We start from the raw sequence: 12,317 nt of genomic DNA, 5'->3' as shown, positions 1-12,317 counted from the left end.
CATTGGGCTAACGCCGCCGGTTTACTTAGTGCGAACCGGCTAAGTGAAGTGACAAAACAATCTTACAAACAAACTTACAAGGTGTACTGGTCGGTGGCTTCGCGTTCGGCTTCGGATTGAGCGTACATGTCCAAAATCAATTGCTTGTCGCATTCACGCTGCGTCACGTTACGTCGCGCGAACATACGGGCTTGCGTGCTGATCATGACATCGGCGGGCAGCAATGCGGTTTGGCCAAACAGACGAGCGTAGTTGACGAAGCTGGGGACATTGGAGGTGACGAAACCGTACAACATGCTGCACACCCCGATCACTTTGCCGGTAAAAATACTGGTGTTGATCGCCGATTTTGAGTAGTCGCCGATGAAACAACCGAGGAACTGCATCCCGGTGGCGATCTTGGTTTCGCCGTACTCGATATTGATGGTGCCATAGGTATTCTTTAAATCGCTATTACAGGTGCCCGCACCGAGATTGATCCAGCTGCCGAGATAGCTGTGCCCTAGAAAACCATGATGCTGTTTATTGGTGTAGGGTTCGATCACCGAGGCTTCGACTTCGCCGCCAATTTTGACGGTATGGCCAAGCGAGACGCCGTCCTTGATGGCCGAGTGTTCGATGACACGAGTTCCCTGGCCGGCATACAGCGGGCCTTCGAGGTAACAGAACGGTCCCACTTTGACGTTGTTCTCTAGCAGGATCGGGCCATCGTCGGTGTTGATCGCCGCGTATTGGCCTACCGAGACGCCTTCGCCCACGAACACACCATCGTTTGTTTGTTTGTAGTCGCCGTGAGCGATTCGCCACTCGATCGATTCTCGCATCTCTTTCATGTGCCATGCCACAACGTCGTGCGGCCAATGAAACGCGGACGCTTCGGCCGATCGTTTGGGAAGTGACAACGATTGTTCGGTCAGAAATTCGACGACGCTTTGCCGAGAATCGGTGGCGTATTCCGCTTGCTTTGCTGCCAAGTCTGCTGCGGTCCAGCGGGCGATCAGCACCGATCCGTCTTCGGCGTCGACGACGCAGCACGACGCGGTTTCGCCGCCGAGGGTCACAAGCACGTCGTCCAACGCTACGCGTGGGACCAGCCGCGCGTTGACGATCAATACCCCATCGTCATCGCTAGGCCACTTTGCTCCACCCAATGCCTGTTCGGCCGATTCAAGTTCATAGTCCAATTTTTGGATCAACGTCAAATACGACCGTACCGAACCCGATAGCGAACTGCCCTGCAGCGGGCCGGCGACCAGCTGTTTCAATCGATCGACCAACCGCAAACTTGCACACGTCACCGCGTAGGCCGGGCGTGCTTGGATGATCGGAACGAGTTGGTGAACGCGAGCATCTTCAAAACAAATGATATGCATGGTTGATTTCGACAAGAAGGAACGCGGGGGGGCCGGCAGACAATCGGTTCTAAATGTGCCGGTCGTAGAGTTTAACCGAAACCCCCTTGCTGTCTCTGCCCCCACTTCGCCTCGAAAAAATGCGTGTTCTGGTCGTGGCGAATTAACGTGGAGGCATGGTTGTCGATTCCACCCTTCTGCCGCCACTTGCAAGCGAGATCCCTGAGCGAAACGGGGCTCGTCGTCGGCGAATCCTCGCGCCGCTGTCTTGCCAAGCGATTTTAGGGCTGATTGCCGGCGCGGGACCCGCTATTGCCGCGGAAAACAACTCGGTCACCGAACCATCCGCGATTCACTCGATGTTCCAAGGACTCGATGCGGAAAGTTTCGCGACTCGCCAAAATGCGGCGCTGCGATTGCTCGACGCTGCCACTAACACCAATCACCCTCTGCAGCAACGTTTCGCCGTACAAGAGCATCTGCGACGTGGGCTGAATCACCCGTCGCTAGAGGTCCGAGTCCAATCGTTTCGACTATTGCAGCAGATTGACCAAGCGGCGGTGGATGCCCAATTTCAGCAACTGCTGAATCCCAAGATTGATCCCAATGAGGTCGATTTGGTGGGCTGGCGAGCGTTTTCCGAACTGGTTGGGGATGACACCGCGAGTCGCCAATTTTACGCACGACTGTATCTCGGCCATCAGCGACAAATAGAACATCTGATTCGCCAGCAGAATGCCGCCGTGACGACGCGATTGGGGGCTGCCGGAGCAAGCGAGTCGCGTTATCCCGCTGCCAATCACGATCTTGATCGCTGGGCACTCGTCTTGTTTGCCGATTCGATCCTGGATCCCGTGGCAACAGCGTACCCGTCATCGCGGTTGATGATGTCATTGGCCCATTCGGGAATGGGGCCCTGTCTGGGGGACGACGAAGAGGACGAATTGATTCGGCGGCTGATTCACAAATGGCTGCTCCGACACCGCGAATTAGGTAGCGTGTGCGATCAATTGCGGATCGCCATGCGTTACCGATGCGATTCGCTAGCGATGCAGCTGTGCCGTCGCATCTTGGAAGATCCCCATTCGCCAGCCCCCTGGCAAACCACGGCAATCTTGGCGGCCTGTGTGCTGAGCGCATCCCATCCGGGGTTTGCCGACAGCGAACTCGAATTGAACTCGCTGTTGGAGTCACGGCTTGCGGATAAGCGAACTGCGCATGTGTGGCGACTGATCCCATCGCGAAAAACCAAGATTCGCACCCAGGTGTGTGATGTCGCCATGACCATGCTGCTGTACCGTCATCAAATCGATCCACGCTCGGCGGGGTTCGCCGATATCCAGGCAGATCCCACATTGATTTATCGAGACGATAGCATTGGATTTGGCGACGAGAGCGAACGAGAAGCAGCTCACCAAACTGCTCGCAAACGGCTGCTAGAACGCGATTACGACGTCGAGTCGTTCTCGCGCAACGAGAAGTGATCCACGGCCTCAATCGCTTTCCTCCCCATTCGGTCGTTGTTCTCGGGGCGTTGTTTCCATCCGCCCGTTTGCAATGCAATCAATTCGCTGTCGTTTCGTTCGGTTCAGCCCTCCTCCGGCTGCTTTGGGCGGACGGCGCCGTGAAACCGACGTTGACCTGAAAGCCGTCTGCCTGTTAATCGAGTTTTGTGGTGGGAGTGCGCCGTGATGGTGTGCTGCTCCGCCACGCCAACTGCCCACTCAAAATTCGATCCAAAGAAGTCTGGCGACACTGTGATTTGCCCCGCTGCCCAAACGAAAAAATCTTGCTGCGATTGGTCGCTCCAATCCAGCCTATTTCGTTTGTGCAATGGTTTTCTCGCTCGCAGCGACGGCAATTTTTTCAGGGTGTCAAGGTCGAGCGCACAAGGATTTGTATCAGCAACGAATTGCCAACGAAGTTCGAATCCTCGAAGACCAACTGTATGAAGCGGACTACGAAAATCGCAAATTGCGAGACGAACTTGAACGGATAAAAAGCCGGGGTTCTGCGGGGACGGCCGAATCTCGTCATCATCGCAGCAAATCGCAATCCGACTACGGACCGCCGATCCCAAGTCCTGATCCGATGTCCAGTGGCCCCCTATACGGGGTGCCCGAGTCGATCGATTCGTTTGATCTGGAACAGGACTTTGGCGATTCGCTGATCGATCCAGGCCAAGCCGTTCCGATGGACCGATTAAACAATCCATTCACGGACGAGCCAGGTGGCATGGATGCGCCTCGCAGTGATGTGCCCCGTCCAAATGAATCCAAACGTAGCGGCGACAACCGGGAACAACCGTTGGTCGATCCGGCGCCACGAGTGTTGCCACCGCCGATCGGTGTGCCCGAGCCGCCTGGGAAATCCGACACCGAAGTAGCGCCGATCGAACCCGGAGAAATCTTGCCGCCACCGTCGTCCAATGGAAAAGGGCAACCCAAACCGCCGGGCCAAATCATTTTGCCCGATGCGGCAGAAGCGACACAGGAAGAGATATCGGCCCCTGAGACGCTCCAGTTGCACACCGGGTTGTCGGGCGGGCACCAATCCGACAACGACCACGATGTTGACGGTTTGTACCTCGTTATCAACGCGCTGGATCACTACGGTAAGACCGTCAATCTCGAAGATTTTGAGATTGATGCGGAAATGTCGATCGTGATTTTGGACCCGGCACGTGAGCCGTCCGAAGCCAAGATCGGCCGCTGGGAATTTTCAGCGGAAGAGGTTTCCGAGCTGATCCGTTCGCGTCCGCTGAGCGGGTTCCATGTTCCCGTGATCTGGCAAGACGTCGAACCGCAAAGTGACGAAGTGATCGTGCACGTACGGTTGCGATCCGAAGGGGACGAAATGCGATGCAAAGGGCGAGTGCAGGTCGCCGAGACGGGGGTGATTGCCAAATGGACGCCTCGCGGTGACGCCGAAAAACGCTAGCACGTGTTTGCTTCTTTTGATGAATGGGATTTGATGGATTCTTCTTCACCCACCAAGGTTCTGCGCGGACTTCGTTGCGTTTGCTTCTTGGCCGTCGCCGTCTGTTCGGTTCTCCTTGCTGGTTGCCGCGTATTGGCGCCGATTCCGATCCCGGTCGCAAGCCAACAGATTGCTCCCGAATTGGTGCAAAACAACGATCCTCAATTCGAAATTGGCCAACCGCAACCGGTGATTGACGGGATCGGCTGGGTCGTGGGGATTCCTGACAAAATTTTGCTTTGGGACCGCCGCGTCGATCGGCACAAAATCTCTGAAGAGACGATCTTGGCGACGGCCGACTATCTCGAGCAAAACAATCTGCCGCATGTGAAAGTGCGTGTGAACCAGTACGCACCGCTGAAAGATTGGAAACGGCTAACGCAAAACAAGACGGTGGCTTGGCCTTGGCGTTACACGCTGGGGACTTTGTCGGTGGCGGGAGAAACGATCTTGCCTGGCCGAATCATCGGGGGGGATCATTTCAATCCGTTCACCCAAACGATTCATCTGTACAGCGACATTCCTGCGGTTGCTCTGCACGAAGCGGCCCATGCCAAGGATTTCACACGTCGAACCTATCAAGGAACGTATGCTGCCGCCTACTTGTTTGTTCCGCTGTGGCACGAAACCCTGGCATCGCAAGACGTGTTCGCTTATTTGGAACAGACACAGGACGTACCGGCGATGATCGAAGCGAACCGGATCCTGTATCCAGCGTATGGCACGTATGTGGGCGGCGCGTTGGGCAATTTTGTTCCCAACTATTCGCTGCCGATTTATTACGCCGCCGTGATCGCAGGCCATGCTAACGGACGGATGCTCTCGCAGCAGTTACAATAATGTCCCTCTCGGACCTTTCCCCGCTTGATTCCTTCCTTCGAGTTCACACCATGAATACAAAACTAGGTCGTCGTGATTTGATGCGTGCTACGCTGGCCGCCGCAGGCGCCGGTGCCCTGATGACTGCGTCACCACGGACGTTGTTGGCAGCTGAATCGACCAAGTCACTACCCGAAAACACCACGATCTTGTTCCAAGGCGACTCGATCACCGACGCCGGACGCGACCGGAAAAACCAATCCACAAACAATGCACGCGGTCTAGGTAACGGTTACCCGGTATTGATCGCGGGTGACCTTTTGAGTGCTCATCCCGAATCCAAACTGACCATCCACAATCGTGGGATCAGCGGTCATAAGGTTCCCGATTTGGCGGCTCGTTGGCAAAAGGACTGCATCGATCTGAAGCCCGACGTGCTCAGCATCCTGATCGGCGTGAACGACATTTGGCACAAGTTGAACGGCCGCTACGACGGCACCGTTGCAGATTATGAATCGGGGTACGAGGCGCTGCTGCAGCAGACGCAGGCGGCGCTGCCGAAGACTCGCATTCTGATCTGCGAACCGTTCGTGTTGCGATGTGGCGCGATCAACGACAAATGGTTCCCTGAATTCGACGAGCGTCGCGCGGTCGCGAAAAAGTTGGCCGAAAAAATGAAGCTCGATTTTGTGCCGTTTCAAACGATGTTTGACGAAGCGGTGGATTCGGCCCCGCCACAGTATTGGGCTGCCGATGGAGTCCACCCGACACTCGCCGGGCATGCGTTGATGGCTGAAAAATGGTTGGAAGTGTTCCAGCAAGCCTGAGTCGCCTGTCGCGAGATTTCACATCCTCACTGGCCGCCCTGAATCAGGGGGCGGCGAATTCCGCTGGGTTCCCCGAGGTGGCGCAAGTCCAAAAAACTGGTAAAACCGCCCCTCGCGGTCGAATGTTCTCGTGGCTTTCGCTCCGCCTACCAGAACACTTACCAGGAATTCAAATATGTCGGACATCCACCAAAAGTACAACGAAGTCGAAAAGCTGATCGACGATGAAAAGTTCGAGGAAGCCATCGCAGGCTTGACCGAAATCATCAACGAAGACGGAACCTTCGTCTTGGCTCACCTGGCGCAGGCTCGTGTTTACACGAAAACAGGCCAGCACGATTTGGCGATCCAGCACGCCGAAAAAGCTTGCGAATTGGAGCCCGAAGATCCGTTCAACTTCACCGCGCTGAGCGTCACCTACCAACGCGCGTGGGCGGGAACTCAAGAGCAGCAGTACATCACCAAGGCCGAAGACGCGATGGCCAAAGCACGCATGTTGCAGGGCTAGTGTAGTCGCGGTAACCCTTGTGTAGCGAAAGTCGCGAAGACTTTTGGACCCAGCACCGCCCCTATACCGATTACGAGCGTTCGCGTCGCGAGACATAGTTTCTAAATCGTGGTGCAGTCGTGGTTAACGGTGGCGCTGGCTTTTCTGCCAGCTCTCCACCGCTAAAGTTAGCCGTTTGGGCGCTAGCCCCGGTTGGATGCTGACGAAACCGTGGCTAGCGCCAAAACGGCTAACTAAATCAGCAGTCTCGTCGTCGAGGGCAAGGTGACTGCGGATTTAGCCTTTAGAAAGGCGAGCCGCCAAGCCCAAAAGTAAAGGGTCCGGAATGGCATCGCGATGCCTCTACATTCCTGACGCCACGGTCGCCGGCGCGGTCACCGGCCAACCAAGTGCCCATTGCAATTGGAATTGAGCTTGGTTGTGATCGACGATCGCTTGCAAGTACGCTCGGCGAGCGGTTTCAAGTGCCTGAACCGACTGTAACACTTCCAGCGGCAAACCTTGACCATCTCGGATTCGTTCGAGGTTGCGTTTGTAGGAGTCTTCGGCCGATTGAATCGCTTGCTGAGTGACCGCGATTGAATCGCGACGGAATTGAATTTGCGAATAGGCTTCCGAGATTTCGCGAGCGACTTGATCCATCACTCGCAATTTCTCGAATCTTGCTTGTTGAACGCGAGCCGACGATTCGCGACGGGCGGCCCGTTCGCCGAACCCCAGATTGCGGACTTCCCACGTCATCACGGCGTCCAAATCGTAGCGACCGTCGACATTGTCCAAGTGATTGCCAAGCCCGCCACCAAAACCGCCGGTGCTGAATCCGAGCAAGACACTGGGGACAAACGGAGCGTACTTTTCACGTCGATAAGCTTCGCAGGCCGCAGCCACCAGCGACTTGGATTCTTTCAGTTCGGGACGCGAATGCAGTCCCGTGCTGATCAGCGACGCCTTGTCCATTTCCAACGAGACCAATTCGATCGGCACCGCGGTCACGTCCATTGGTTGGATCGGAGTGTCTCCGTCAAGACTGAGCGTTTGAGCCAAGCGAGCCGAGGCTACGGCGATCCGTTCGCGAGCTCCGATCATGCGGTTGTCGACCATGGCAAGCTCGGTGCCAATTCGATCGGTATCGGCTTGCAGCCCTTCCCCTGCCTTGGAAAAGTCGCTGGTGATTTTGAACAGCTCGGCAGTGCGTTGATGGGACGACTCCAAAATGCTGGCGTCCTGGTAGGCGTTGACCAATTCGATGTAGGCGACTGCGGCGGACCGCAGTTGATCGTTCAGCACTGCGGCGGCGGCATGGTTTCGAGCCGACACCGTCCGCTCGGCAATTTCGGGCAAAAAGATCGCATCGGCCAGATGAAACTGAGCGACCAATCCAGGCCGGTTTGTCGTGCCCGCACCGGTGGCTCCGGCACCGAGTCCGTATTGGAACGAGTTGCGATTGACGTCGACGATGGTTCCATCGCTGGCCTGGTAATTTCCGTCGTGCCGATGGAAGCTGAATCCGGCTTGGATCGTAGGCAACCACAGCACTTCGGCGCGAGCCAGCTGAGCGTAGGCTTCCTGGACACGCCATTGGGCGAACCCCACTGCGGGGTGCTGGCCACCGACCATGGCAAGCGCCGATGGCAAATTTAGATCGATCGAAGCGTGCGCCGCTGCCATCGGTTGGCTGACAATGTCGCCTTGCGGGATCGCTCCTTCGAAATATTGAACATCCTCATTCACGGACAACGCCATCGGGGTGGCTGGTTCGACAGGCACGTTATGGATCACGCCGTCCTCTTCAAACGCCGTCAATGACAAATCAGCGGTGGTGATCTCGTTCGGCTTCGGAGTTGAATCGACGAGTTTGAGCTCGTATTGACGTCCGTCGATCGTCAACGTTCCCTGTCGCGACGGATCTTCACCCCCTGATGGCTTTACCGAGACTTTTTGGTGATTGACCGGAAGAACTTCGTCAGCGACGGCGGGAACGGATTTAGCCGATCGTGTATCGAACGTTTTGGCGGTTGGGGCGACGGTAGCGACAGCACGATTAAGACGAGTTGGCGTTGGATTCTGCGTTAAATACTGGTTGCCTGCACAACCCGTCAGCCCCATCAGGCCAAGAGTAATCATCAGTCGGGGCATCCTGCCCTCCTTGTTCGCTAAGTCCGTAGCCGTATTCGCCTTCGCGTTGTGCTTGTTACTCCAAACACAACGGTCACATGGGAAGTGCTTCGGCAAACGAGAGTGCAGATAATGACGGATGACCGCGTTGAACCACGGAAATCCAAGTTCGCCACCATCGAAAACACGCGTTGTGCGAACTATGATGAAAGATTGCCTCGGCGAAGCTCGTTCGCTGGTACCGGTCGTAACGATTACGCGAAATACGACTTGTCAACTGAGGGGGCAAACGGCCAATTTTTAATGAATCTGACCCGGTGACACTCGCGTGGGAGTGCATCGAATCGAATACGAGAAACTTAATGAACCACCGTCTGAACCGTTGTTTTGCTCGGGTAAGCGTCTTGGGCGTTTTGATTGGCTTGGCGGGCTGTTCGCCTGATCCTGAGTCGGTTGCCAAGAAGAACGCGGCAGCTCTCCGTGTGACCCCGGTCAAAACCGTCGCCGTTGCTCCCACCGAGGTGCAACGCACGACGCTACAACCCGCATCGGTGCACGCCTACTATCGAGCCGAATTGCGAGCCAAAATCTCGGGATTTGTCAGAGAGCTCAAAGCCGATATCGGCGACTACGTCGAAGCGGGGGCCGAGTTGGCGACAATTGACGTGCCTGAGATGCAGAAGCAACGCGAGGTGATCGAAGCAAGAATCCAGCGATTGGTAGCAGAGGAGCAGCGGGCACAAGCTGGCATCGATTTGGCCAGTGCCCGGGTGCGAGCGTCCGAAGCTCAGTTAGCCGAGGCGAAATCAAAACTCAGCAGCGCCGAAGCTTCCTTGGCTGCGTCGTCGGCCGAGTTCAACCGCACCGAAGATTTGGTCCAGCGTGGATCGCTGCAAAATCGCATGCTTGACGAAGTGCGACTCAAACGCGACTCGGAATTGGCCAGCAAAGAAGCGGTCACGTCGTCGGTGCAATCGGCCGAAGCCGAAGTCGCGGTGGCTCAGTCGCAAGTGGCTTCCGCTAAAGCGGATAGGGACGCGGCTCGCGCGGAAACTGAAATTACGCGTCGACAACTCGATGAACTCGATGTGCTGTTGTCCTACGCGGTCATCCGAGCTCCGTTCGCGGGCGTGATCACCGACCGCTTTGTCCAGCCCGGCGATCTGGTTCGCGAATCAAGTGAGGTCGGCAGCGGCAAACCGTTGTTTGTGCTTAGCCAAATCGACAAGGTTCGCGTTCGCATTCCTGTGCCTGAGTCCGACGCATCGCTTGTCAACCCAGGCGACGAAGTCACGTTGACCTTTCCTTCGTTCACGGCCGAAGCCCCCATCACCGCTTCTGTCACGCGTCGCTCGGGCAGCCTTGACCCCAGCACTCGCACGATGATGGTCGAAGCCGAAATCGCCAATCCCGATGGCAAATTATTGCCCGGCATGTTCGGCCAAGCCTCGATTCATCTTGCCACCAAAGCCGCCGCCAACATGTTGCCCGCTCGCGCGATTCGATTTGAAGAGTCGGGCAACGCCTACGTGTACGTTGTCGGGCAAGACGAAACGGTTTCGATCGCTCCGATCACGATGGGAATGGACGATGGCAATTCGATCGAAGTGCTCTCGGGGGTCGAAGCGGGGCAACGCGTGATCGATGCTCACTTGAGCCGATTCACCAACGGCCAAAAAGTAAGCGTGCTCGCGAACTGAGTTTGCATTTCCTCGTGCCGATGCGTCTCCAGCGTCTGCGTTCTTTTTTCTGCACCGACCATTCAATAGGGCGTCGAGACGTCGGACGCTCCGCCCGCTTTATCACTTGAGATTTCGCTCCATGGGTTTAACTAACTTTTCCCTGAAAAACCGGTTTGCTGTTTTAGCGGCCACGATTGCGTTGTGCGTTTTAGGCGCGGCCGTGATTCCAGGGATCACGATCGACATTCTTCCCGACTTTAAGAAACCGGTCGTCGTTAGCTTCTTTTCCTACCCAGGGTTACCCACCTTGGACATGGAAAAGTCGGTCAGCTCGCGGGTCGAGCGTGCATTGACGTTGGCGGGCAAGATCGAACACCAAGAATCACGCACCGTCCCCGGGGCAGCGGTCATCAAGGTCTTTTTTCAGCCAGGTGCTGATCCCAGTTCGGCGATGAATGACATCGTAAACCTCGAAGCGAGTGATATGTTTCACTTGCCACCCGGGATCGAATGGCCGTTCACTCTGCGTAGCGAGCCGGCCAACTTGCCCGTTGTATTGGCGGCAATCGCGGGCGAAGGCTTAAGCGAATCGGAACTGTATACGATCGGCTATTATGCCGTGCGTAACAAAATGGGAGGACTAAAAGGCGTCCAGATCCCTCATCCGTTCGGTGGCAAATTCCGTCAAATGATGGTCTACGTCGATCCCGCGAAACTGATGGCATATCACGTCAGCGCGATCGATGTGGTCGAAGCGATGAAGAAATCCAACTTGGTTCTCGCTGCGGGAACCGCGCGAATGGGCGGCACCGATTATCAGGTGCAACCACGGAACACGTTGCCAACGACCGAAGAGATCGAAGCGATCCCGATTTCGGTTCGCGACGGTCGTCCTGTCTTTATCCGCGATGTGGCTCGCGTCGTCGACGATGCGGCACTGCAATACAACATCGTTCGCGTTAACGGAAAACGCAGCGTCTATTGTCCGCTGCTACGTGAGCCGGGGGAAAACACGATCGCGGTGGTCGACCGCATCTATGAGGGGATCGCGGCGGAAATTCCCAAGATGAAAGAACGCGGCGATATTCCCGAGGCGACCGAAGTCACCTTGGTTTCGGATCAATCCAGCTACATTCGAAACGCGATGTCAAACTTGATGACACAAGTCGGGTTAGGTGCGCTGTTGGTTGCCGTCGTGGTGTTTGTTTTCCTACGACGAATCGTGCCGACGCTGATCATCGTCACCACGATTCTGCTCGCGATTTTGATTGGAGCACTCGGATTCGCCTTCACCGGTCAAACGATTAACGTGATGACGCTTGGCGGGATTGCCCTGGCGATCGGAACGGTGGTCGATGCAGGGATCGTGGTGGTGGAAAACGTGATCCGGCATCAACGGATGGGCAAATCGGCGATGAAGGCGGCTCGCGAAGGCACCGATGAAGTTTCCGGAGCGATTCTGGCCGGTACCGTGACAACGCTAGCCGTGTTTTTACCAGCGGTCTTCTTGACCGGCATGATCAAGTACTTGTTCACTCCGCTTTCGTTGGCTGCGACGTTCACAATCGGAGCGTCTTATGTTTTGGCTTTGACCGTGGTCCCGGCGTTCTGTGCGACGTTGGTTCGCAATAGCGTACGTGACCGCAATCGCGATTCGTCCAGCGACGAGGACGAGGACAAGCCGCATGGTTTGTACGGTCGTTTGCTTGGGATGGCGATGAAGGTGCCTGCACTAACGTCGTTAGTGATCGTCATCGGCGTGGGAGCGACGTTCCTGTTGCTGCCGTCGATCGGAACCGAGTTGTTCCCAGCGGTGGATGCAGGATCATTCGAAATTCGCCTCAAGACGCTGCCAGGCACTGCACTGGATGAAACCGAAGCGTTGGTTGCTCGCATCGAAGAATCGATCAAGCAAACGATTCCCGAAGAACAGATTGAAACGCTGATTTCCAATATCGGGTTGCCGGTTGGAAAGGGGGCAGGGTTCTCGACGGTACTCAGTTCGAATTCAGGGCCCGATACCGCATATATCATC

9 protein-coding genes are annotated in these 12,317 nt (G+C 56.1%); 7 read left to right on the top strand and 2 right to left on the bottom strand.

Going from position 1 to position 12,317, the window contains the following annotated elements:
• Positions 1-74: 74 nt before the first annotated feature.
• Positions 75-1,373 (bottom strand): putative sugar nucleotidyl transferase, encoded by a 1,299-nt coding sequence (locus tag RMSM_RS05790; RefSeq protein WP_008692874.1) that lies wholly within the window; start codon positions 1,371-1,373, stop codon positions 75-77.
• A 155-nt stretch (positions 1,374-1,528) separates the two neighbouring features.
• Between RMSM_RS05790 and RMSM_RS05785 the strand changes: the two genes are divergently transcribed.
• From RMSM_RS05785 to RMSM_RS05765, 5 genes are all read left to right on the top strand, one after another.
• Entirely contained in the window at positions 1,529-2,836 is a 1,308-nt protein-coding gene (locus RMSM_RS05785) for a hypothetical protein (protein WP_008692869.1), read from the top strand.
• Positions 2,837-3,248: 412 nt separating this feature from the next.
• The gene (locus tag RMSM_RS05780) at positions 3,249-4,292 is read left to right on the top strand and encodes a hypothetical protein (protein ID WP_144057401.1); all 1,044 of its coding nucleotides are present in this window, start codon (positions 3,249-3,251) and stop codon (positions 4,290-4,292) included.
• Positions 4,293-4,325: 33 nt separating this feature from the next.
• The gene (locus RMSM_RS05775; RefSeq protein ID WP_236622021.1) at positions 4,326-5,171 is read left to right on the top strand and encodes a hypothetical protein; all 846 of its coding nucleotides are present in this window, start codon (positions 4,326-4,328) and stop codon (positions 5,169-5,171) included.
• Positions 5,172-5,221: 50 nt separating this feature from the next.
• Positions 5,222-5,977, top strand: coding sequence for an SGNH/GDSL hydrolase family protein (locus tag RMSM_RS05770; protein ID WP_040764277.1), 756 nt, complete (start codon positions 5,222-5,224; stop codon positions 5,975-5,977).
• A gap of 175 nt (positions 5,978-6,152) precedes the next feature.
• On the top strand, positions 6,153-6,485 hold the full coding sequence (locus RMSM_RS05765) for a tetratricopeptide repeat protein (RefSeq protein ID WP_008692864.1): 333 nt from the start codon (positions 6,153-6,155) through the stop codon (positions 6,483-6,485).
• Between the two features lie 342 nt (positions 6,486-6,827).
• On the opposite strand, the gene RMSM_RS05760 is transcribed toward RMSM_RS05765, so the two are convergent.
• Positions 6,828-8,609: a TolC family protein gene (locus tag RMSM_RS05760; RefSeq protein WP_236622020.1), complete on the bottom strand. Its 1,782-nt coding sequence runs from the start codon at positions 8,607-8,609 to the stop codon at positions 6,828-6,830.
• Positions 8,610-8,962: 353 nt separating this feature from the next.
• Here RMSM_RS05760 and RMSM_RS05750 point away from each other — a divergent pair, with 353 nt between their 5' ends.
• Both RMSM_RS05750 and RMSM_RS05745 read left to right on the top strand, forming a co-directional pair.
• A complete protein-coding gene (locus tag RMSM_RS05750) occupies positions 8,963-10,300 on the top strand; it encodes an efflux RND transporter periplasmic adaptor subunit (RefSeq protein WP_052031507.1) in 1,338 nt (445 codons plus the stop codon).
• Between the two features lie 121 nt (positions 10,301-10,421).
• Positions 10,422-12,317, top strand: a 1,896-nt coding sequence (locus RMSM_RS05745) for an efflux RND transporter permease subunit (protein ID WP_008692860.1), incomplete at its 3' end; no start/stop codon positions are given.

It is taken from the genome of Rhodopirellula maiorica SM1, assembly GCF_000346295.1.
In the GTDB taxonomy this organism is placed as follows: Bacteria; Planctomycetota; Planctomycetia; order Pirellulales; family Pirellulaceae; genus Novipirellula; species Novipirellula maiorica.
Note: the sequence above shows the minus strand (reverse complement) of the source record. Positions and strands in the feature narration are given on the sequence as shown.